We start from the raw sequence: 22,790 nt of genomic DNA on the forward strand, positions 1-22,790 counted from the left end.
ATTTGTTAAATGCCCACTTTTTTTGATAATTTATTTCCTAAAACACCTCCTACAACCAAAAATACTAGAAATATCCATCCTGATAGTGAAAAATTAGCTATTGGTGTATATAATGCACCAACATTACAACCATTTGCCAAACGTGTTCCAAATCCCATACACAACCCACCTATTGCATAAAAAATTCCAAGTTTAGGGCTTATTTTAAATTCTGCTGAAAAAGTTTTGACGAATAATTTAGCACTAAGTAAATATATCAAGGCACCTAAAAATATTCCTATATTTTGTACAGTTATCGGATGTTCAAAAAATGGCAAAACGAATGGCTTAGATGACATTTTTGTAAAACTTTCAATACTATCTGGCGATACTCCAAAAAACATAAGTGCTTTACCAAACCAAAAACCATAAGGAGTACTTGCTCCCCAGCCAGCTCTAGTTATCCCCATTAGTAAAACAAAAATTCCTGATATAACAAATGCTCCAGTCTTCATACTCCAAGGTTTTACAAATAAATTATAGTAATATCCTTGATTTTTTTCTTTTTTCTCATTTTTTTCTATTACTTTTTTATTTTCTAAATCTTGAATCTTTTCACTAAAATACCCTACATAACTCCCTTCAGCTTTTCTTTTATTTTCATAATAATTTGATATCCAAACAACTATAAAACAAAAAATTCCTGTTACCAATATCGCTCCTAGATATCCTTGCATTCCGTCAAATTTAAATAAATCTGGAAAATAAACTCCTTTAGTTCCTATTTTTTCTCCCGTTTCTGTTGAAAACCAACTATTATTTATCCAATCTTGTGAATTTTGCACAGGAAATCCGATAAATACCCCTAAACAAAAGAATACTAAAGTAATAAAAGCTCGTGGTAATGAACTTGCTAAATCTGTAAGAACTCCTGAAGCACAACAGCAAGAAAATGACATTCCAAAACCAAACAATATTCCCCCTAAAATTAAACCAGCATTTATTGGGTTTACCCATAAATCAAAGGTTGTAACATCCGCGTTAAATAAAACGGCTGTTGAGAACAATGCTGTTATAAAAAACATCAACATTAAAGTTTTCATAAGTCTTGTTGATCCTGTTATATAAGCTCTATTTACACTTCCTGCAAAACCCATATAAGCTCGTGTTAATACATAACCTAACCCTACTCCTACTAATAATCTAAAAAATAAAATATCTGTTTTTAAATAAAATCTACCAAATAGTAAAATAAATAAGACGAGTATTCCAGACAGATATATTTCTAATTTCTTGGTCATCAATTACCCCTCCTTTAAAACTGTGATATAACAACTAATAATATTATATATACAGATTCCTATATTGTCAACCCTTTCTTTAGAAAATATTTTTTTATTTTTTTTAATTATATTATAGCAATGTTTTTACTGCAACAATCTGCTATTATATTTATTATTTGAAAAAATGTGATATAACAATTAATACTACATTACATTAAGTATAAGTTACATTAGTAGACAATGTCAAGGAATCAGTTTCACAAGTACATCAAATAAAGAATTCTATTATATAATAATTTTAATTTTTTAAAAATATATTTGTATCATTTTTTATTTAATAGCTAATTTCTAAAAAATAATTTCCATTTTTATTTCCCTTAATTTATGTTATAATTTCATTAAAGTATTTTTATATTAAACTACTACAGAAATATTTATACTAATTTATTTTATGAGGTGATTTTTTTGAAATTAAAAAAAATAACTAAATCAAATTTAGTAGATCTTTACAATATTATATATAATTCCCAACATCCTGAGTGGGCAAAATACAATGCCCCTTATTTTAATGAATATAAATTTTTAAATCTTGATACTTTTCTTTTAAAAAATCATCATGAATTTTATTTAAGTGATAAAGTACGTGGAATATTCTTAGATGATAAAATTATCGGTATAGTTACTTGTCATTGGGAAAACTTTGCAACACGTTGGCTAGAAGTTGGGATTATTATATATGATGATACCCACTGGTCAAAAGGATTTGGAGAAGATGCACTAAGGCTTTGGATTGATAAATGTTTTTGTAATTATCCTGAAATAGCACGCCTTGGTCTTACTACTTGGAGCGGAAATATAGGAATGATGAAGCTTTCTGAAAAATTAGGTCTAATTCTTGAGGGACGACTGCGAAAAGTTAGGTACTATAAGGGTATTTACTATGATTCATTAAAATATGGTATTCTACGAGAAGAGTTCTATAATACCGAAAATAAAATTAACATCCAAAACCTTAACTAAATATATAAAATTTTTAAAAAAAGAATTGCTATAATATGAAACAATGTAAGAACTTATAAATGATAATGCTCTTAGCCGAAAAAATAATATTGTTTTTTTGTACAAAAAAAGATGATTGGCATTTACCAATCATCTTTTTTATTTTATCTTAATTATTTACTGCTTTTTTTCTTAGGTGCATGGATACACATATCTATACAATCAGCCATTGCTTCATACAATGCTTCTGAATACGTTGGATGTCCATGAATTATATCCATAACATCATCAATAGTCATTTCTGTTTGAATAAGAGTTGAACCTTCATTAATAATTTCTGCTGCAACTGGTCCTACAATGTGCATACCTAAAATTTCTCTATACTTAGTATCCATAATTACTTTTACAAAACCTTCACCATGATTTGATGCCAATGAACGCCCATTAGCTGCAAAATTGAATCTACCAATTTTAATATCATATTTCTCACGTGCTTGGTCCTCTGTTAATCCAACCATTGCAATTTCTGGATGGGTGTAGATTGCTGCTGGAGTAGATTTAAGATCAACTTTTTTACGATGTCCCATTGCATTTTCTGCTGCAACTTCTCCCATTTTAAATGCTGCATGTGCTAGCATCTTAGTTCCATTAATATCTCCAGGTGCATAAATTCCTGAAACTGATGTTTCCATATACTCATCAACTTTAACTCTTCCACGTTCCATCTCGAACTTGTCTGCTAATTCTCCAAGACATGTATTATCTGGTACACGTCCGATAGATAATAATACTTTATCAGCAACGATATCTTCTTTTCCTTCAACTTTAACTACTACTTCATGACCTTTATCAACAATTTCTAACAATTTAGTTGAAGTAAGTACATTAATACCTTGTTTTCTGAATTGTTTTTCTAATGCAACTGAAGCATCTTTATCCATATTTGCAATTAATCTATCTGCCATCTCTACAATAGTGACTTTAGAACCGAATGTAGCAAATGCTTGTCCTAATTCAGAACCGATTACTCCTCCACCAATTACTGCTAACCTTGATGGTACTTCTGTAATATCTAGGAATTCATCACTTGTAAGTACTTTATCACTATCCATTCCTGGAATATTAATTCTACTTACTTTAGATCCACCAGCTAAAATTACATTATCTGCATCAATGGTTGTTTTATCATCAACTACTACTTTTTTGTCAGATGTTAGCTGTCCTACTCCGTTAAATACTTTAACTCCGTATGATTTTAGCAACCCAGCTACACCACCTGATAAAGTTTTTGATACTTTATTTTTTACTGCTACTGTTTGTTCCATATCTACTGTAAATGCGTCATTTACAAGTTTGATTCCACGATCTTTTGCTGAGCGTATATAGTTAATAATTTCTGCATTATGTAAGAAAGTTTTTGTTGGAATACATCCACGGTTTAAACATGTTCCACCTAATTCGCGATTTTCTACTAATGCTACTTTTCCACCTAGTTGAGCAGCTTTAATAGCTGCCACATATCCAGCTGGTCCTCCACCAATTACTGCTACATCATACTCACCACGTCTTTCACGTTTTGGTAATACTTCTTCTTTTTTAGTTTCTGGTACTTTTACATCAGCTGCTACTTCTTTAACAACTTCTTGTGCCACTGCAGTTGCACCGCTTCCATCTGGAATAGCTTCACCAGGTTGTCCAATCCATGCAATTGTTTGTACTACTGGTACTGTTGAACCAGCTGGATGAACAATTTTTAACAGTGTTCCACTTGCTTCAGCTTCTACTTCCATATTCACTTTATCAGTTACGATTTCAAGTAGGACTTCTCCTTCTTTTACTTCTTCGCCTTCTTGCTTAAACCATTGTACGATTTCGCCTTCTTCCATTTCACTTCCGGCTTTAGGCATAATAACTTCTACTGCCATGTCTTAATCACTCCTTAATACACTTTTCTTTAGTTTTCTTTTATAATTATATCATTATTAAATTAGTAATGATAGTGGATTTTCTATAGCTTCTTTCAATGTCTTCATGAATTTTGCTCCTTCTAATCCATCTACTACACGGTGATCCGCTGTTAATGTCAATGTCATAATAGGTCTTACAACAATTTCTCCATTAAATACTACTGGTTTTGGTACAGTAGCACTCACGCCTAAAATTGCTGTATTAGGTTGGTTAATGATTGGTACGAAACTTTTTACTCCGTACATACCTAAGTTACTAATAGTAAATGTTGAATCTGCCATTTCATCTGGTTTTAATTTACCAGCAAGAGCTTTTGTAGTGATTTCTTTAGAAGCAACTACTAGCTCTTTAAGACTCATCTTATCTGCACCTTTTATTACTGGTACTACTAATCCGCTATCCATACCAACAGCTATAGATAAGTTTACATAGTGGTGTAGATACATTTCTTTTTCATCATTTGATAATGAAGCATTAACATATGGGTGTTTCATTAAGGATTTAATTACCGCTAATGAAATAAAGTCAGTAACTGTTGCTTTTTTACCCGTTTCTTCGATAATTGCATCAACAACTTTTTTACGTAATGCTAATAATTCTGTCATATCAACTTCAACATTAACAACAAATGTTGGCGCACTAAAGTATGACTCACTCATACGTTTAGAAATAACTTTACGCATTGGTGACATTGGAATCGTCTCAACAACACCCCATTGATTTTCATTTGGTGCTTTAGGAGTTTTAGCTGCTTTAGGTGCAATCTCTTCTTTTTTGGCTGGTGCTTGTTTTGGAACATTGTTAAGAACTGCGAGCACGTCTGCTTTCATAATCTTACTATTCGGCCCTGTACCTATGATACTTTCAATGTTAATTCCTTCTAATTCAGCTATACGAGCTGCAAGTGGAGAAATTTTCACTTTAGAGTTAAGTTTATATTCAAGAACATCATCTTTGTGAATACGACCTTTTGATCCACTTCCTTTAACTTTTGTCAAATCAATTCCTTTTTTTCGTGCATAAGCTCTAGCGGCTGGTGTAGCACGAAGTCCAGAATAATCTATTTTTTCAATTTCTTTTACTGGAGTGTGATCAACTTTTTTCTCAACTATAGTTTTTGCTGGAGCAACCTCTCCTGTTTCATTAGCACCTGGAATAGCTTCTCCCGCTTCTCCAATCCATGCGATTGTTTGCACCACTGGTACAACATCTCCTGCTTGTGCTAAAATTTTTAAAAGTGTCCCGCTCGCTTCAACTTCAACTTCCATATTTACTTTATCTGTTACGATTTCTAACAGGACTTCACCTTCTTCTACTTGGTCACCTTCATTTTTAAACCATTGTACGATTTCGCCCTCTTCCATTTCACTACCGGCTTTTGGCATTATAACCTCTACTGCCATCTTTTATTCACATCCTTCGCTAATCAAATTTTATTTTTTATTTACAGCTTTTTTAATTGTTTCTTTAATGTCTTCAACATCTGGTACAACTAATTTTTCTAAATTTTTAGCTGATGGAATGTTTGTATCCGCTCCTGCCACACGATAGATTGGACTGTCTAAGAAATCAAATGCATCACTCTCTGCGATTCTTGCTACGATTTCTCCTCCAAATCCACCAGTTTTGAATGAGTCGTGACATACAACTAATTTTCCTGTTTTTTGTACAGATTTTACTATTATATCAGTATCTAATGGTACTAATGTTATTGGATCTACTACCTCTACCGAAATACCTTCTTGTTTTAATTCTTCAGCAGCTTGTAAACTACGTTCTAACATTCTTCCCCACGATACTAATGTAATATCATTTCCTTCAACTTTGATGTCCCCTTTTCCTATAACACCAATTTTTCCTACTTCAACTTCACCTTTACGCCCGAATAATGCTTTAGGTTCAATAAAAATAACGGGATTATTATCTCTTACAGACGCTCTTAAAATAGAATATACATCTCCTGCAGTCCCTGGTGCTACAACTTTTAATCCAGGAATATGGCAGAACCATGCTTCTAGTGCTTTAGTATGCTGAGCTGCTGCTCCTGTTCCTGCACCCGATGCACAACGATATACCACTGGTACTTGAACCTCTCCTCCAAGCATGTAACGCATTGGAGCTGCTTGGTTAACAATAGCATCCATAGCTATTGTAACAAAATCCATGAACGTCACGTCAACAATTGGACGCATTCCTACTGAAGCCGCACCTGCAGCGGCACCTGCAATTGCAGCTTCACTAATTGGCGTATCTATAACACGTTCTGATCCGAACTCTTCTAGCATTCCTACAGTTGTTCCAAAGTCTCCTCCGAAAATACCAACATCTTCACCCATTAAAAATACATTTTCATCTTCACGCATTTCGTGAGTCATAGCTTCTTTAATAGCTTCACGAACTGTCATAATTTTTGTCTCTTTAGTCATAATTATTAATCTCCTGTCATATTATGTAAAATATTATTATAATTATTTTAATTTTAAAAATTAGTCAGCATAATTGTCTTGGAATGCAATCGCACCATCCGCAAATGGCGATTCTTTTGCAAACTCAACAGCGTCATCAATAGTAGCTTTTGCTCTATCTTCTATTTCTTTTAATTCTTCTTCTGTTGCAATTCCACTTTCTAATAGGTAGTTTTTATATTTTACGTTAGGATCTTTAAGTTTCCATTCTGCTACTTCTTCACGACTACGGTATTTCCCAGCATCTGATGCAGAGTGTCCAAACCATCTATAAGACACAGCTTCTACCAACACTGGTCCCTTTCCACTTCTTGCATGTTCAATAGCTTCTTGCATTGCATCATAAACAGCAAGAACATCATTACCATCTTCTACATGAATTCCTTTTATTCTATATGAGGCAGCACGTTCAGTAATTTTTTCAACACGCATACATCTTTCTTGGGCCATTGAAATACCATATTTATTATTAATTACATAGAAAATAAGTGGTAAATCCCAATTAGATGCCATATTCAAACATTCATGGAAACTTCCTTCATTAGTAGCTCCGTCACCCATGCAACAAATAACAACATTATCTGTTTTTTTCATTTTCTGAGCCAATGCTGCACCAGTACTTAGACCATGTCCTCCACCAACGATACCATTACATCCCATGTTACCTTGCTCTAAGTCATATACGTGCATACTTCCACCACGACCTTTACATTGCCCTGTTTCCTTGCCTAAAATTTCTGCCATCATGCGATCAATTTCTATTCCTTTTGCAATAGTTTGACCATGTCCACGGTGATTAGAATACATTAAATCTTCTTTTTTAAGTGGATAAATTGCTCCAACATTAGCCGCTTCTTCTCCTACTGAATAGTGAGTCATTCCGTGAACTAAACCACGAGAGTATAGTTTACTTAACTCCATATCAAAATCTCTAATAAGGTGCATTAGTTCGTACATTTCTAAATGCTCTTGTTTAGTTAAATCTTTTGATGTTTTTGCCATAATAACCTCCAAAGTTGTGTATATATTTATTAAATGTATATAAATTATTTTTTAATCATATATTACTTTATTAATATACATCTTTTATTTTGAAAAGTCAAATTACTGAACTGAAATAAAATAATAATATTTGCTTTACCTTAAAATAAATTATTTTCTTAACACAAAAATATAATCAATATAAACAGGAGTAAATTTTGTCATTTATTTATCATTATTTTAGTTTTAATCTGTATTATTTCTTAATAAATTTTCCATCAATTATTTTAAAACAGTTTTTCAAAAATAAATTTTTTTTAAGTTTTAAATATTTTTTTAGGAATATATACATTTTCTTAATAAAATTAAGGTAGAAAACTATTAAAAACTTCCTTTTATTGTATTCATTGCGTTTTCATTCCTTTTATTATGATGTTTTTTTTATGAAAAATGATATATATTTTTATTTTCTTAATGATTAACTCACTAAATTAAAAGCAAATCCCTTTTATTTAAAAACATTTTATAATAGAATCTAAAACATATATATAATATATTTTTATAGAATTTAGGAGGATTATTTATGATTTTAAACTCGATTTGGGAGCAACAATACAACCCAACAGGAAATATATGGTTATCAGCACTTATCGCTGCGATACCTATTGTAGTTTTTATTATTTCATTAGTTTTTTTGAAATTAAAAGGATATTACGCAGGACTTATTAGTGTTATTGTTTCTGCATTCATTTCTATATTTATTTACAAAATGCCTGCTGACAAAATAGCAGGGGCTGCTGCACAAGGTATAGTTTCTGGTTTGTGGCCAGTTGCAAGTATTGTAATAGCAGCAATTTTCTTATATAAACTTACCGTGAAAATTGGCTGTTTTGATATTATGAAGGACAGTATTTCTTCTATTTCTCCTGATAAGAGAATACAAGTTTTACTTATTGCTTTTTCATTTGGTGCATTTTTAGAGGGAGCTGCCGGGTTTGGAGCTCCAGTTGCAATTACAGCTGCCATCTTGGTAGGTTTAGGCTTTAAACCTCTCCATGCTGCTACCCTATGCTTAATTGCCAATATCACTGGTGGAGCATACGGTGCTATGGGAATACCAGTTACCGTTCCTGCTGGACTAACCGAATTAGATTCATTGATCGTTGGACAAAACACAGCACTTATTCTTTGTTTGGTTACGATTATTATTGCATTTTTGCTTGTTTTCCTTGTTGATGGATTTAAAGGAATTAGAGAAACATTCCCTGCAATTTTAGTATCAGGTGGTTCTTTCGCAATTACTCAATACTTATTATTGCATTTTTCTGGTCCAGAACTAGTTGATGTCGCAGCAGCTATTGTCAGTTTAATTTCATTGATTGCATTCTTACGAATTTGGAAACCCAAAAATGAATTATCTGCTCCTAAGAAAGCTATTCAAAAAGAAATTCAACATTCCGGAAAAGCTGTAATTCGTGCTTGGCTTCCATTTATATTATTAACAATTTTTGTTACAATATTAAATACAGCGTTTTTCAAAGCACTTGTGCAAGATGCCAATCCAAAAACTGGTACAAAGGCAGGTGCTTTGAATTCATTAATTTTTAAATTTGAATATTTTAATATGAATGAAAGTGTCGCAAGAGTTTCTCCAATAGTTGATAACCCTACACCAATTAAAGCAATATTCTCATTCGCTCCATTCACATCAACTACAACAGCGATTGTTTTGGCTGCAATTTTTACTATATTTATTTTTAAAGTACATAGTCGCATTGTAAAATTGGTAATTAAAGAAACGTTCATAGAATTATGGGCTCCTATACTTACAATATGTTCTGTATTAGCTTTCGCTTATATTTCTACATATTCAGGTATGTCATCAACTCTAGGTTTAGCGTTTGCTAACACTGGAAAAATATTCCCACTATTCTCTCCTATTTTAGGTTGGATTGGAGTATTTCTTACTGGCTCTGTTGTAAATAGCGGATCTTTATTCGCAGGATTACAATCAGTAACAGCCTCTCAAATTGGAACTGATCCAGCACTCTTGGTTGCATCTAATGTTATCGGCGGAGCTATTGCAAAAATGATTTCACCACAATCTATCGCTGTAGCAGCAGCTGCTGTAGGACTTACTAATAAGGATAGTGAAATTTTTGGTAAAACTATAAAATGGAGTGTTATTCTATTAATTCTAGCCGGTATTTGTAATTATTTATTAACTAGATAACAATAAAAAATATCAGACTAACTAACTTAATTAGTCTGATATTTTTTATATCTTTATGCTGCATGATTATTGCAATGACATTCCCCTGTTTTACAATTTCCACATTCACAATCTTCTTTTGCACTGTGGCAGCCACATTCACAACCTTCTTGACAGTTGCAATTTCCAGCTTTACAGTTTCCACATTTGCAATTTTCTACAGCATCATGACAATGACAGTGGTGTTCACATTCACATTTGTTCATTTTCTTGCCCCCCTAATATTTTTATCTTATAATTAGATTTTATATCGTTTACAATAGTTAGTCAATAGATTTTCGTCTTAAGGAAATATTACGATTTACAAAAAATTTCCCTAAATAATATTTTAATGGGCTATAATTTAAAGTTTTGTAGAATATTATATTCTTTTCTTTATAATCTGCATTAATAAAATAAACTATGGGAATGGAAATTATTAACGTACCAAATTGTGTAAATACTGTGTATGGAGGCAATGTTAATTAATAAAATTTACTTTGGATATATTATCTATAATAGTTTTTAATAAAATATATCCAAAAATAAACATCATATAAACAGAAGAAATGCAAAATAGTACTAGTCTATTATTTATATTAAATATTTTAATATTATTTGTGAAATATATGTAAAGGTTATAAAATTAAAATTTTCACTTATCTTGTTTTCAAAGAACAAACATTAATAGGCTATTAATACTTAAATTTTACTCATGTATTAATAGCCCAAAGCCCTCTTATATAAACTTTTTATTTTTTGTCTTATATCAGATTTTCATATCCTGTTTTTATTTTGTTCAAAATATTTTCATCTGAAAGTTCTGTTATTTCTCTTAGTGATTCTATAACTCCTTGTTCATTAATTAACTGCGATAATTTTTGTGATTGCTCATCATCTTGTGACTTAAATGTTAATATATATGAACATACTTTTAATAACGCCTCATTTGATAAACCACGTTCTTGTGCTTCTCTAATAGGTTTAATAAAACGTTCATTATATCCAAGTTTTCTTATTGGTGTACGACAAATTCTAGATACATTATCGATAATACGTGGATTTTCAAATCGTTTAATAGTTTTTTCCCTATATGTTTTCATATCTTCTGCATCAAATTTCCATTTTTCAACTAATAAAGCACTAGTTTCTTCTAATACTGCGATAAAATCTTCACGAACTTGCTTATCTCTAGCCCCATCAGATACTAGTTCTATTCCTAAGTAATTTGCTATGTAACTAAGTGCTGCATGTCCTGTGTTTACTGTAAATAGTTTTCTTTCTATAAACGGATTTAAATCTTCTACATAATGAACATTTTCTATTTTTTTATTTTCTTCTACTTTGATTTTATCTTTTTCTACTACCCATTCACAGAATTTTTCCACTTCCACTAGAAGTACATCTTCGTGTTTTTGTGCTGGAACTATTCTGTCTACTGCAGAATTAGGAAAACCAACATACTTATTAACAAAATCTTGTTCTTCATTACTTAGATGCTTAAAGATTTCATTTTTTAAAAAGTCTGTTCCTTCTATCATGTTTTCACATGCAATAATATCTAATAACTTCTCGTTATTTTCAGCAACTTTTTGTTTTAGTCCTTCTGCAATATCTTTCGCTATTATGGGCAGTACGTTTGGTCCAATAGATGTTGTAATTAATTCCACTTCATTTATTTTATTATAAATTTTTTCTTTTTCTGTGGCGATATTTAACGCATCAAAGTTATTTATAATTACTTCTTCAACATTTTCATCCAATATTCTTATAGTATATGTTTCACGAGCTTTTAAATTATTAACTACTTCTTCATTAATATCGACAAAAGTCACATGATAATTTGATTTATTAAGGAGTTCTCCTATAAATCCTCGTCCTATATTTCCAGCTCCAAAGTGTAAATCTTTCATTTTCGATACCTTCTTTTTTAAATAATTATTCTACTTCTGATAATAATGCTATTACTTCATCTTCTGAAGATGCGTTTACTAATTTGATTACATTTTCTTGTTCTGAACAGAAAATTGCAATTTTCGATAATAATTCTAAATGTTCTCCATCTTTTCCTGCGATACCAAAAACAACAAATACCATTTTATCTTCTGTATCATCTTCTTTTGCGAATGATACGCCTCCTGGAATTTGAATAATAGAAATTCCAGTATTTTTAATTGATTTTTTCGCATCATCTGTACCATGAGGAATTGCAATAAAATTTCCCATATATGTAGAAACTATTTCCTCACGTTCTAACATCGCTGGAATATAATCACTATCTACATAACCATTAGCAACCAATACCTCTCCTGCTTTTTTAATAGCTTCTTCTTTTGTATTAATTTCTTGATCTAATAATATATCTTGTTTAGTTAATTTCATTTTCTTGCTCCTTAGTTTTTCTTTTCTTTATCTTATGACTTTATTATATCGTGTTATAAATATTCAAACAATATCAAAGTCGGCAAAAGAAACTTTGTCAAAATAATGTTACACATACCTAGATAAATAAAATACGCAGCAAGAGAGAGTATCCTTTTAACATATTTTATAATTATTTCAAGACTCTTCCTAGTACTGCAATATATAATTTTTCATTATCAACTCTAATTTAGTTTTTATAAAATCTTCATTCCCTGAAACAAGTGCCTTTTTCAACACTTCATCATTTAGAATAGCAATACTTATTTGCCCTAATAAACTTGTATAATTTTCTTTATTTGGACTGACCATTACAAAAAAGATATTCACATCTTCGCTGGAGTCACTCACATCTTTCATTTCAATGTTATTTTTTAATTTACAAATCACAATAAATGGAGTTTCTAAATTATTATTTAAAGTGTGAAATAAAGCTAGATTAGTCGTCGGTATTACAATCGAACTCTTTTCATGACGTTCTAATAAACTTTGAACAATCTCTTCCTTACTATTTAACGTTAAATTTGCCACTTCTAATGCCTTTAATAAACTCTCTTTATTGTTCTGATCATTATCTATTTCTACACAATTAACGTTTTTCAAAATGTCGTTACAAAAAGTAGATACTTCATCCAAATTAACAGTACTCTCTAATTCTACTGAATTTTTCCGCCTAAAGCTCCTATTTTCCAAAATTTTCTTCCTTATACGCTCTATATCTTTTTCTTTTAAAATAGTAGGTAGTAATAAATAATCTATATCTTTATTCAGTTCTATTGTAGAAATAATTACGTCATAATTTTCCGAAAACTTCTTCGTTATTTTACTAGGAATTGTATATTCTAAATTTTTAATTTCAGGTATACTTTTTCTTATTTGACTTCCTAATATTTTTGAACTTCCGATACCACTTGCACATATAACAAGTGCCCTTATGAAATTTTTTCTATAAATTTGTTCATAGCTTGATGCAAAATGAATAACTATATAACTAAGTTCTGTAGAATTAAAATTAATTTCATCAAAAACAACTAATAATTCTGATTTTATAACTAAGTAAAGCTCATTATAATTTTTCAAAACAAATTCTAATAAATCTTCATTTTCTTCCGTTAACTTCATTTGATACCTTTTTATCGCAGATTCAATATGTGCAATTAAACCACTAGAAAGATTTGTATCTTGAGTAAAATCAACATTCATCTTCTCAGAAACATGCTTTATAAGTTGATTTATCTTATAAATAAGAGTATATGAGTATTTATCATTAAAGTATGATAATTGTTCTATTAGACGGCATGTTTTTAATATTTTTACAAGAAATTCTATTATATCCTCACTAATTTCATAATCAATTATGTTTTTTGAGGCAGTTAATAAAGAAACAATATATTCTCGTTCATCGCTAGAAATTTTTTCTTTAATCTCTACTTCATAATCTATTCTTAAAAATACTATATTTAAACTTATAAGTAATTTTTTTATACTAGAGTCTGTATAAACATTAAAAATTTCTAATTCTCTATTTTTATTAAATAACTCTGATAAAAAATCAAAATTCAAAAATTTTATAAACGGATTACTAGATAATGTTTCTTTTTTATTTATTCTTGTAAAAAATTCTTCATCCCCTATTTCATTACACAGCAGTGATACAAGTAGTGTTCTACGTTCTACCTCTCCTCCAATTATCTCAATACCTTGTCCCTTTTTTCTAATTAATTTCAACTTATAGTCTATTAAAATTTTTTCTACTGTTACAATAGTTGAAGCCACTGTATTATAGCTTAACATCAATTTTTCTGATATTTCTTTTATTGATGTATCTTCATTTAAAATTAAAAAACATAATATTAAGTTAAGTCTAGTCTCTGTGGAATATGCATGATCTTCAAAATTAGTTTCGAATAATGAGGAATCTAGTGAAGATTTATTACCTTGTATTAAATACTTTGACTTTTCTTTAACTAGCTCTACACCTAGACTATTTAGCGAATCTTCTAAATTTTTTATTTCTCTATATAAAGTTCTTTCCTTTATCTTAGTTGCTTTAGCGATTTCTTTTATACTAAGTGCTTCATTGTTTTTAAGTAAAATTTGCAATATAAGTTTCTCACGCTCGCTAAACATATAACCTCCATCAATTTTAACTTCTTAATTTTAGTATTTTTTCTTTAAACCTCTGATGATTAAAAACAAAAGCATCCTTGATTAATTAATAAACAAAATATGACTCCACCTTAGTAATGTACATTACTTTTAAGATGAAGTCATAATCATTACCGCTGTCTTTACAAATTATTATATAGCTTTTAATCTATTTTTGCAAATTTTCAACGATTTCATCATATTTTGGACTATTCAAGAAATTGTCCACTGAAATATGAAGTGCTTTTGCGTTCATTTGTTTCGCTCGTGGTGTCAATTCGTTTTGAGTTACAATTAGCAATCCACTTTCGTTTGTTAAGTTTCTGATTGCTACATTGGTAACTTCATAAGCCAGACCTGCTTTTTTCACTTTGTTTCTAAGAATCGATGCCCCCATTGCCGAACTTCCCATTCCAGCATCACAAGCAAAAATTATTTTTTTAACATCTGCATATGCAGTTTCACTTTCAGAATTTGGTTCAATCGCTTGTACTCCTACTCCTTTTGATTCAGCTTTCATACCACTTACTTTACTTTGAGCAGCTGCTAAATCACCTTCTCCTTTATCACGACGAAGAATAATACTTGCAATAACAAATGTTACCAAGGTAGAAACTACAACCCCAGCAACAACTGCAAAATAACTTCCTGATGCTGCTTGTGCCAATACTGCTACAATACTTCCTGGAGAAGCTGGTGCACGAAGTCCTGCATCTAGTAATTGGAATGTTGCTGTTCCACTAACACCTCCAGCCATAGCTGCAATAATTAATGAAGGTTTCATTAAAATATATGGAAAATAAATTTCATGAATACCACCTATAAAATGAATTATCATTGCACCTGGTGCAGAGGCTTTAGCTGAACCTTTACCAAAGAATGTGTATGCTAGTAAAATACCAAGACCTACTCCTGGGTTAGCTTCTAATAAATATAAAACTGATTTTCCTGTATTAAGTGCTTGTTCGGTTGCAATTGGAGTTAAAATTCCATGATTAATTGCGTTGTTTAAAAATAAAATTTTCGCTGGTTCTATAAAAATATTCGCAAGTGGCAATAAGTGGGCATTAATAATAATGTCTACACCACTACTTAAAATAGAAGTTATCGCCTTAATAACTGGCCCAATTCCATAATATCCAATAATTGAAAGTATAAATCCTAGAATTCCTAATGAAAAGTTGTTAACAAGCATTTCAAGTCCTGTTTTAATTTTTGGTTGAACAACTTTATCAAATCTTTTCATCAAGTATGCAGCAATAGGTCCCATCACCATTGCCCCTAAAAACATTGGTGTCCCACTAAGACCTTTCCCATCAATAGTAACTGTTCCAACTATAACACCCATAGTTGCAATAGTAGCTATAACTCCACCACGTTCTTCATAAATATTTTTTCCTGCAGAATATGCAATAAGAAGCGGTAATAAGAAAAATACCATCGGATTTACTAACTTCGCAAGTTCAGCATTCGGAGTCCAGCCAGTTTCAATAAAGAAAGCAGTAATAAGCCCCCATGCAATAAATGCTCCTATGTTCGGCATAACCATACCTGAAAGAGCAGTTCCCATTTTTTGAACTAAGACTTTTAATCCATTTTTATTCTCACTCATAACACTAAAATCTCCTTTTATTTTTTCTTTTATCTTATGAATTCATTATACATTTATACGTAACTTCAAACAATATCAAAAAAGGCAGAACAAATTTTGCCAAATTGAAATATATTTTGTCAAATTCGCCTTCATAATTTATTAAACCTATAAAATTAATGCTTATACAATATATTATTACTATCTTTTTTAAAAATTATGTTATACAATGTAATTGGGAATAATTTCAAAGGGAGAGAGTTTTATGAACGATGAAAAAAAATTAAAAGTTACTATTACTGTTTTACTTAGTTTATTACTCTTAGCAATTTCTGGACACTTTAAATTTATTTTTGGTGTAATTTGTTCAGTATTTCCATTACTTTTTGTACTTATTTATTTCCATAATGTAGAAAAGTCTAAATTAAAAACCGATAATTTTTTGATGATTTGTCTTTTAAATTCAAGATTATTGCTAAGGATCATAGCCTTATTTTCAGCTATAGTGCTACTTTTAGAGATAATGTTTAATTTTGAATTTAACTTATCTAATATTTTAGTTACTTTATTGCCTTGTATAGGAATATTAGATAGTATAATTCAGCTTATTATCCTTATACTTTCAAAGTGGGGGATAAAAAATTAACTGGAGGAAGTAGGTTTATGAAAAAAGGAACTAAAAAAAATTTATTGATTATATCTTTAATTGTAATCATATGTTTAGTAGCATTAGCTTTTATTACCCAAAATTATATTCTTGTAATTATTACTTTTGCTATACTATCTTTATCTTCTATTCCTACCTATTATAGTAGGAAAAAAATGGTAGATAAAAAAATGCATAATTATCTACTAGCAGAAGCTGTGACTCTTACGTTAGGATACTTTTCAATAGGAATAAGTCATGCTGGAAATATTTATTATTCTAATAACGGAGAGACAACAACAGAGTTAAAAATATTATTTTCTACGTTACCACTAATATTCTTTATTTTGTATCTTATTATTTTATATCTTGGACGTAGAAAAATTAAAGAAATTGAAAGTTAGGCAAGTTATAAAATAAATATTAATCTGGAGAATTTTAATGAAAAATACTGTTTATTTTATTGGAAGCTATATTTTATTTGTGATATTGTTATCATTATTTTTATATACAAAAAATTCTATTTTCTACTTCTTAGCTCTATTATTTTATGGAATTGTAGGAATTACAAATTACATCTATCAAAAAGAAAAATTAGAATTTAGAACAACAGCTATATTAAAGCCATTAAAAGTAGAGGTTTTCATACAATGTTTTTCTACACTTACATTGTTTGTGATATTATATATATATATATATCAATTAAGTTCACCCCTTATATTGATTATTATCCATATATTTTTGCTGTAATTTTACTACTAACTATCGTTTATTTTATAATCCACGCAAAAAGGGAACTGAAAATCCGTCAACTTAGAAGAATCAGCTCTGCTCCCGTTAGAAAAAAATAATAAAGAAACTAAAAATAAACAACAATAAAAAAAGAAATCAGCTCTCTAACGAACTGACTTCTTTTTTTCTTTTGTATTAAAATACTTATCAAATGCACCTTCTATATCTGAAACAGCTACTACACTCAAAAGTATCACTATTAAAATAAATAATCCTAAAATTATAACCGATGGATTTTCCATATAATTTAAATAAATAATAAGCGGTAAACTAGAATAAAAACCTATTGTCAAACTCTTAACTATAATCGCTATTACCAAGGTACACAGTACTAACACTAAAAATAAATTAAGTGATAAAGCTGCTATACTTCCAAAGAATGTTGCAACACCCTTTCCGCCCTTAAAACGAAACACTACTGGCTTAATATGACCAAGTAAAACAAGAAGTATTGCAATATAAATAATCTTTGAATCAACATTTAATATTTTCAGCAAAATAACTACTAAAAATCCTTTGAAAAAATCTACAGCTAAGACGAAAATAAAAGATCTAGCACCTAATACACGACCAGCATTTCTTGCTCCAACATTTCCCGAGCCTTTATTAGTGAATTCTTCCTTATATATCATTTCTAATAGTTTGCCACCCATAATATTTCCTAAAAAATAAGCAACAATACAATAAATAATATTAGTTATCATACTTTTCTCCTCTCTTTGTAAATTTATCCCTTATTATTCTAATTCCTTCAGACACAAACATTAAGCAACCTATAGAAAAAGGTATCACATAATATGCTAATCTATATATTATTATTGTTGCCCCTATTATTTCTGGATTAATCCCAAGATTTTTGAGTCCTATTAAAACTAAAGTATCAAATGTCCCAAGCCCCCCTGGAACCATCGTTAATAATCCTATAATCGATGCTATTATAATCACTCCTACAATTTGAAGCTCTTTATTATAAACTAAATCACCTGTATAGAAGTAAAGAATAATTAATATAATAATAGCAGCAAATACCCACTCTAAAAAAGAAATAATAGTAAGTTTTACACTTAAATATTTATCTCCACGTATTTTTGGTTTTTTCAAACTAACAAATAAATACAATGGCAAAAATACAGACATCAATATTAAACAATAATAAAATATTTTATTTTCTGAATATAATGCTTGACCTGGAAAAACATTAAAAATAACGAAAATGGATAACAAACTTATTCCAGATAACATAGAAACTAAAATCATACCTATTGCTGTTACTAAAGTTTTTCCACTTTTTGCATAAGGTCTATACATGTAATACCTAAGCCCCGCTCCAATGAAACCACCGAATCCCAATACCATGTTAAGTGTGTTGGTCATAAAACTAATTTTAAAAATGCGAAACGAAGACATATGTTTAGCTAAATTAATAGCTTTCAATACAAAATAATCGTATAAACATAAAATTGTTATTCCAAACAAACCGCATAATAATACGAAGAAAAATTTAACATTACCTAATTGTAATGTTAAGTGTCTTATTTGTTTAAAATCCAAACTAGTAATTTCTTTCTTGAAATAGGAAAAAATCAAATAAAATATTAACAATCCTAAAACCATTTGTGCAATATTTTTCAAATAATTAAGAGACTTTTTGTCTTTTGTAATATTCATACTTCTTTTCCTTATATAATATTTATCTACACTATGATAACATTTTATAATATTTTTTTCAACAATATTAATAAAAATAAAATATTTATTATCTAATAATAATGGTAAAGACTTACATCATATTTCAATTATACACTATTTTTTATATAAAATTATGAATAAATATAATAATATCTCTACATTTTAATCAAAATTAAAAAAAAGTTTTAAAAATTTAAAACAAAATTTTTTCGTTTTTATTTTCATAAATTATATATTATTTTTTAAAATATTTCTAAATTTATATAAATTTATTGCATTTTCTTTTTTTAAAAAATAAATAATACTTTATTAATAAAATATTTTTACCTTTTACTAAGTTAAATTAAAAAAATTCAGCAAAAAACTATAACTTATATTTTTTGCTGAATAATTAACTACTTTGAACATTTCCTTATAATTTTTTTATTAACTCTGTTGTTAATATTGAAGAATTTTGTGCGGCAATTTTTAAAAACTCATCAAAAGTAATCCTGTTTCCTTCTTCTGCTTTATCACTAATACTTCGACATACTATAAATTTAGTACCAAACTGATAACAGGTTTGTGCTATGGCTGCCGCTTCCATCTCTACCACTTGCATAGTAGGAAAGTCAGCTAGGATATTTCTCTTTAATTCTTTATTTGAAATAAATGAATCTGATGTTCCTACTAATCCAAAATGAATTTTATGATTAGGTAGATTAATTTCTCCTGCTAACTTTTGCAACATTTCATCACTTTTGTAGTAAGCAGGCATTTGAGGTACCTGCCCAATCTCATATCCAAACTCAGTTGCATCAACATCAAAATGTCTTACCTCAGTTGCTACAATCATATCTCCAATTTCCATATTTCCTTGTAATGCACCACAAGTACCAATATTAATTACATAATCAATATTATAGTTATCTAATAATAACGTTGTTGCAATAGCAGCATTGACTTTCCCTGGAAGACTAAGCATTAAAACTATATTTTTGTTTTCATAGATTCCTTCGTAAAAGGTAACATGTGCTATTTTTTTTTCTTCAAGATTTATTATTCTTTCTTTTATGATCGCCACTTCTTCTGGCATCGCACCTATTAAAGCTATCATAATAATTATTCTACCGCTAAAATTTTGATATCCATAGAATCCTCAGGTCCAGTTGGCAATGAAACCTTAGCAACATCTCCAATTTCTTTTCCTAGTAATGCTTGTGCTACTGGAGATTCGTTTGAAATCTTAAATTCAAATGGATCTGCTTCTGCACTACCCACTATCTTATAAGTTTCTGTTGCTCCATCTGGTAATTCTTGATAAGTTACTGTATTTCCTAAACGTATTGCACTAGATTTCTCATCTAATTCTACAATAACAGCATAACGTATCATTTGTTCCATCTCAAGAATTCTTTGTTCAATAAATCCTTGTTCATCTTTTGCTGCATCATACTCAGAGTTCTCAGAAAGATCTCCAAAACTACGAGCAACTTTAATTTTTTCGATTACTTCTGGACGTTTTACTTTTTTATAATGTTCTAATTCTTCTACAAGTTTATCATAACCTTCTTGGGTCATTTGATATTCTAATTTTTCTTCTAAAGCCATAGTGATACTCCTTTTTTTAATCTTCTTTCTATTATATCTTTTTTTTATTATTTTGCTAGTAGTGATTTAATTTTTGTTATTAAAATATCTATAGCAATATCGTTATATCCACCATCTGGTACTATTATATCAGCATATTGTTTAGTTGGCTTAATATATTTTTCATGCATAGGCCTTACAGATATTAAATACTGGTTGATAACTGATTCAACAGTTCTTCCTCTTTCATTAATATCACGTAAAAGTCTTCGTAATATCCTAAGATCACTTGGAGTATCAACAAAAATTTTAATATCCATTAATTCTCGTAGTTTTTCCGAATAAAGACCAAACATTCCTTCAATTATAATTACATCCTTTGGTTCTTGATGTTTTTTTTCAGTACTACGGGTATGATTTACATAATCATAAACTGGTAATTCCACTGCTTTCCCATCAATTAATTCTAATAATTGATTATATAATAACTCATTATCAAAAGCATTGGGATGATCATAGTTTGTTTTTACTCTCTCATCCATTGTCATATGGCTTTGATCTTTGTAATAATAATCTTGTTCTATCAATGCTACTTTATCAATAGTTAATTCGTCTATAATTCTTTTTGTTACAGTAGTTTTCCCACTACCGCTACCACCAACTATACCAATAATTTTAGGTTTTTTTGCAGTCATTATCTCCCCATTTCCTTTCTCATCATATTACTTTTAAATACTCTACTATCTAATTTAGTTCTAATAATCTGTAACGGATGTCTTGCAGCATCAAGCAATTCACCATCTTCGTCATAAATTTCTCCAATAACTTGTCTAAAAGTATCAATCTCTGGACCAAAAAATTCTACCTCTTGTCCTGTTTTGAAAAAATTACGTTGTTGAATAGTTGCTATTCCTGTTTTATCATCATAATGAAGAACTTGACCTACAAAATCATAGTTAGTTTTTTTGCTACCTTCATTTCCAAACATTTGTTCAGTAAATTGTGGGATTTCATAAAAGAATGACATAGCTGTATCACGATTTGCACATTTATAAAGTTCTAATTTATACTCTGGACTCATCACAAAATTATCTGGATCTGCACAATAATCGTCTATCAATTTTCTATAGACGCTAGCAACAGTGGCTACGTAGTGAATTGATTTCATACGTCCTTCTACTTTTAGTGAATCTATTCCAAGTTCTATAATTTCTGGAACAGCTTCAATAAGCGTTAAATCTTTCGGACTCATCGCATAAGGATTAGCTCCTTCATCAAAAAGTTTTATGTCATCTTTTGAAGTTTCTTCATACAAATCATAGTTCCAACGACATGATTGGCAACATCCTCCACGGTTACTATCACGGGCAGTCATGTAGTTGCTTAATGTACATCTTCCTGAATAAGCTATACACATTGCACCATGAACAAACATTTCAATCTCAACATCTGTCTTTTCACGGATTTCTTTTATCTCTTCATACCCAGTTTCTCTAGCAAGAACGACACGATGGACACCCTCATCTTCCCAATACTGCACTTCTTTATAATTAGAAATGGATTGTTGTGTACTAATATGAATCTCAATATTTGGTGCGACTATTTTTGCTCTTTCTATAATATATGGATCCGCAACAATTATCCCACGAATTCCTGCATCTTGAAGCGCCACAAGATACTCATCAAGTCCTTCAAAATTTTCATTATGCATAATTATATTCGTAGTTACATAAATGTCCGCTCCATATTTTTTAGCAAACTCACAACCTTCTCTTATCTCTTCTATCGTAAAGTTATCCGCATTACTACGAAGCCCAAATTCCTGCCCACCTAAAAATATGGCATCTGCACCATAATGAACAGCTATTTTCAACTTTTCTAAATTACCTGCTGGTAGGAGTAGTTCTGGTTTTTTTATTATAACTCTCTTACCATCTCTTATTTCTGATATATTTCCTATTGCCATAAAGTTAAGTCATATTCAAGTATGACCTACCCTCCTCACATA

20 protein-coding genes are annotated in these 22,790 nt (G+C 29.9%); 4 read left to right on the forward strand and 16 right to left on the reverse strand.

Annotation, left to right across the window (positions count from 1 at the left end; translation table 11 throughout):
• Positions 1 to 5: 5 nt before the first annotated feature.
• A complete protein-coding gene (locus tag H612_RS0101305; RefSeq protein WP_027129814.1) occupies positions 6 to 1,280 on the reverse strand; it encodes a YeeE/YedE family protein in 1,275 nt (424 codons plus the stop codon).
• A gap of 447 nt (positions 1,281 to 1,727) precedes the next feature.
• Between H612_RS0101305 and H612_RS0101310 the strand changes: the two genes are divergently transcribed.
• The gene (locus H612_RS0101310) at positions 1,728 to 2,282 is read left to right on the forward strand and encodes a GNAT family N-acetyltransferase (protein WP_051210082.1); all 555 of its coding nucleotides are present in this window, start codon (positions 1,728 to 1,730) and stop codon (positions 2,280 to 2,282) included.
• Positions 2,283 to 2,434: 152 nt separating this feature from the next.
• Here H612_RS0101310 and lpdA read toward each other — a convergent pair whose 3' ends face one another.
• From lpdA to H612_RS0101330, 4 genes are read right to left on the reverse strand one after another with little or no spacing between them, the layout of a single operon-like run.
• Positions 2,435 to 4,186 (reverse strand): dihydrolipoyl dehydrogenase, encoded by a 1,752-nt coding sequence (gene lpdA / locus H612_RS0101315; RefSeq protein ID WP_027129816.1) that lies wholly within the window; start codon positions 4,184 to 4,186, stop codon positions 2,435 to 2,437.
• A 57-nt stretch (positions 4,187 to 4,243) separates the two neighbouring features.
• Entirely contained in the window at positions 4,244 to 5,632 is a 1,389-nt protein-coding gene (locus H612_RS0101320; protein WP_027129817.1) for a dihydrolipoamide acetyltransferase, read from the reverse strand.
• Positions 5,633 to 5,662: 30 nt separating this feature from the next.
• Positions 5,663 to 6,655, reverse strand: a complete 993-nt coding sequence (locus tag H612_RS0101325) for an alpha-ketoacid dehydrogenase subunit beta (protein ID WP_027129818.1) — start codon at positions 6,653 to 6,655, stop codon at positions 5,663 to 5,665.
• A gap of 60 nt (positions 6,656 to 6,715) precedes the next feature.
• Positions 6,716 to 7,696, reverse strand: a complete 981-nt coding sequence (locus H612_RS0101330; protein WP_027129819.1) for a thiamine pyrophosphate-dependent dehydrogenase E1 component subunit alpha — start codon at positions 7,694 to 7,696, stop codon at positions 6,716 to 6,718.
• A gap of 562 nt (positions 7,697 to 8,258) precedes the next feature.
• Here H612_RS0101330 and H612_RS0101335 point away from each other — a divergent pair.
• The gene (locus H612_RS0101335; RefSeq protein WP_027129820.1) at positions 8,259 to 9,908 is read left to right on the forward strand and encodes an L-lactate permease; all 1,650 of its coding nucleotides are present in this window, start codon (positions 8,259 to 8,261) and stop codon (positions 9,906 to 9,908) included.
• Positions 9,909 to 9,961: 53 nt separating this feature from the next.
• Here the strand turns inward: H612_RS0101335 and H612_RS0101340 are convergent, their stop codons facing one another.
• The 5 genes from H612_RS0101340 to H612_RS0101360 all read right to left on the reverse strand — a co-directional run bounded on the left by H612_RS0101340 (position 9,962) and on the right by H612_RS0101360 (position 16,107).
• Positions 9,962 to 10,153: a hypothetical protein gene (locus tag H612_RS0101340; RefSeq protein ID WP_156882774.1), complete on the reverse strand. Its 192-nt coding sequence runs from the start codon at positions 10,151 to 10,153 to the stop codon at positions 9,962 to 9,964.
• Between the two features lie 537 nt (positions 10,154 to 10,690).
• On the reverse strand, positions 10,691 to 11,839 hold the full coding sequence (locus tag H612_RS0101345; protein ID WP_027129822.1) for a mannitol-1-phosphate 5-dehydrogenase: 1,149 nt from the start codon (positions 11,837 to 11,839) through the stop codon (positions 10,691 to 10,693).
• A 25-nt stretch (positions 11,840 to 11,864) separates the two neighbouring features.
• Positions 11,865 to 12,308 (reverse strand): PTS mannitol transporter subunit IIA, encoded by a 444-nt coding sequence (locus H612_RS0101350; protein ID WP_027129823.1) that lies wholly within the window; start codon positions 12,306 to 12,308, stop codon positions 11,865 to 11,867.
• Between the two features lie 189 nt (positions 12,309 to 12,497).
• Complete coding sequence (locus H612_RS0101355) at positions 12,498 to 14,477, reverse strand: BglG family transcription antiterminator (RefSeq protein ID WP_027129824.1); 1,980 nt, start codon at positions 14,475 to 14,477, stop codon at positions 12,498 to 12,500.
• Between the two features lie 187 nt (positions 14,478 to 14,664).
• On the reverse strand, positions 14,665 to 16,107 hold the full coding sequence (locus H612_RS0101360; protein ID WP_027129825.1) for a PTS mannitol transporter subunit IIBC: 1,443 nt from the start codon (positions 16,105 to 16,107) through the stop codon (positions 14,665 to 14,667).
• 244 nt (positions 16,108 to 16,351) lie between these two features.
• On the opposite strand from H612_RS0101360, the gene H612_RS0101365 reads away from it, so the two are divergent.
• A complete protein-coding gene (locus tag H612_RS0101365; protein ID WP_027129826.1) occupies positions 16,352 to 16,732 on the forward strand; it encodes a hypothetical protein in 381 nt (126 codons plus the stop codon).
• Positions 16,733 to 16,749: 17 nt separating this feature from the next.
• A complete protein-coding gene (locus H612_RS0101370; protein WP_027129827.1) occupies positions 16,750 to 17,136 on the forward strand; it encodes a hypothetical protein in 387 nt (128 codons plus the stop codon).
• A gap of 492 nt (positions 17,137 to 17,628) precedes the next feature.
• Here the strand turns inward: H612_RS0101370 and H612_RS0101380 are convergent, their stop codons facing one another.
• From H612_RS0101380 to H612_RS0101405, 6 genes are all read right to left on the reverse strand, one after another.
• Positions 17,629 to 18,228 (reverse strand): glycerol-3-phosphate acyltransferase, encoded by a 600-nt coding sequence (locus H612_RS0101380; protein ID WP_027129829.1) that lies wholly within the window; start codon positions 18,226 to 18,228, stop codon positions 17,629 to 17,631.
• Positions 18,218 to 19,192 carry a lysylphosphatidylglycerol synthase domain-containing protein gene (locus H612_RS0101385; RefSeq protein WP_027129830.1) on the reverse strand — a complete coding sequence of 325 codons (975 nt, stop codon included), beginning with the start codon at positions 19,190 to 19,192 and terminating at the stop codon, positions 18,218 to 18,220. Before H612_RS0101385 ends, H612_RS0101380 begins: the two co-directional genes overlap by 11 nt.
• Before the next feature lie 433 nt (positions 19,193 to 19,625).
• Positions 19,626 to 20,309, reverse strand: coding sequence for a 5'-methylthioadenosine/adenosylhomocysteine nucleosidase (locus H612_RS0101390; protein ID WP_027129831.1), 684 nt, complete (start codon positions 20,307 to 20,309; stop codon positions 19,626 to 19,628).
• Positions 20,310 to 20,314: 5 nt separating this feature from the next.
• Positions 20,315 to 20,803 carry a transcription elongation factor GreA gene (greA, locus tag H612_RS0101395; protein ID WP_027129832.1) on the reverse strand — a complete coding sequence of 163 codons (489 nt, stop codon included), beginning with the start codon at positions 20,801 to 20,803 and terminating at the stop codon, positions 20,315 to 20,317.
• A gap of 47 nt (positions 20,804 to 20,850) precedes the next feature.
• Entirely contained in the window at positions 20,851 to 21,477 is a 627-nt protein-coding gene (gene udk / locus H612_RS0101400; RefSeq protein WP_027129833.1) for a uridine kinase, read from the reverse strand.
• Positions 21,477 to 22,748: a peptidase U32 family protein gene (locus H612_RS0101405; RefSeq protein WP_027129834.1), complete on the reverse strand. Its 1,272-nt coding sequence runs from the start codon at positions 22,746 to 22,748 to the stop codon at positions 21,477 to 21,479. The genes udk and H612_RS0101405 overlap by 1 nt, the downstream gene beginning before the upstream one ends.
• Positions 22,749 to 22,790: the final 42 nt, after the last annotated feature.

It is taken from the genome of Gemella cuniculi DSM 15828 (assembly GCF_000425665.1).
GTDB lineage: Bacteria > Bacillota > Bacilli > Staphylococcales > Gemellaceae > Gemella > Gemella cuniculi.

Bases quoted from the DNA above. Each gene is read 5' to 3' on its own strand.
- H612_RS0101405 (WP_027129834.1), bottom strand. From the start codon at position 22,748: ATGGCAATAGGAAATATATCAGAAATAAGAGATGGTAAGAGAGTTATA.
- H612_RS0101365 (WP_027129826.1), top strand. From the start codon at position 16,352: ATGAACGATGAAAAAAAATTAAAAGTTACTATTACTGTTTTACTTAGT.
- H612_RS0101335 (WP_027129820.1), top strand. From the start codon at position 8,259: ATGATTTTAAACTCGATTTGGGAGCAACAATACAACCCAACAGGAAAT.
- H612_RS0101345 (WP_027129822.1), bottom strand. From the start codon at position 11,839: ATGAAAGATTTACACTTTGGAGCTGGAAATATAGGACGAGGATTTATA.
- H612_RS0101330 (WP_027129819.1), bottom strand. From the start codon at position 7,696: ATGGCAAAAACATCAAAAGATTTAACTAAACAAGAGCATTTAGAAATG.
- H612_RS0101380 (WP_027129829.1), bottom strand. From the start codon at position 18,228: ATGATAACTAATATTATTTATTGTATTGTTGCTTATTTTTTAGGAAAT.
- H612_RS0101360 (WP_027129825.1), bottom strand. From the start codon at position 16,107: ATGAGTGAGAATAAAAATGGATTAAAAGTCTTAGTTCAAAAAATGGGA.
- greA (WP_027129832.1), bottom strand. From the start codon at position 20,803: ATGGCTTTAGAAGAAAAATTAGAATATCAAATGACCCAAGAAGGTTAT.
- udk (WP_027129833.1), bottom strand. From the start codon at position 21,477: ATGACTGCAAAAAAACCTAAAATTATTGGTATAGTTGGTGGTAGCGGT.
- lpdA (WP_027129816.1), bottom strand. From the start codon at position 4,186: ATGGCAGTAGAAGTTATTATGCCTAAAGCCGGAAGTGAAATGGAAGAA.
- H612_RS0101350 (WP_027129823.1), bottom strand. From the start codon at position 12,308: ATGAAATTAACTAAACAAGATATATTATTAGATCAAGAAATTAATACA.
- H612_RS0101340 (WP_156882774.1), bottom strand. From the start codon at position 10,153: ATGAACAAATGTGAATGTGAACACCACTGTCATTGTCATGATGCTGTA.
- H612_RS0101355 (WP_027129824.1), bottom strand. From the start codon at position 14,477: ATGTTTAGCGAGCGTGAGAAACTTATATTGCAAATTTTACTTAAAAAC.
- H612_RS0101385 (WP_027129830.1), bottom strand. From the start codon at position 19,192: ATGAATATTACAAAAGACAAAAAGTCTCTTAATTATTTGAAAAATATT.
- H612_RS0101320 (WP_027129817.1), bottom strand. From the start codon at position 5,632: ATGGCAGTAGAGGTTATAATGCCAAAAGCCGGTAGTGAAATGGAAGAG.
- H612_RS0101305 (WP_027129814.1), bottom strand. From the start codon at position 1,280: ATGACCAAGAAATTAGAAATATATCTGTCTGGAATACTCGTCTTATTT.
- H612_RS0101325 (WP_027129818.1), bottom strand. From the start codon at position 6,655: ATGACTAAAGAGACAAAAATTATGACAGTTCGTGAAGCTATTAAAGAA.
- H612_RS0101370 (WP_027129827.1), top strand. From the start codon at position 16,750: ATGAAAAAAGGAACTAAAAAAAATTTATTGATTATATCTTTAATTGTA.
- H612_RS0101390 (WP_027129831.1), bottom strand. From the start codon at position 20,309: ATGATAGCTTTAATAGGTGCGATGCCAGAAGAAGTGGCGATCATAAAA.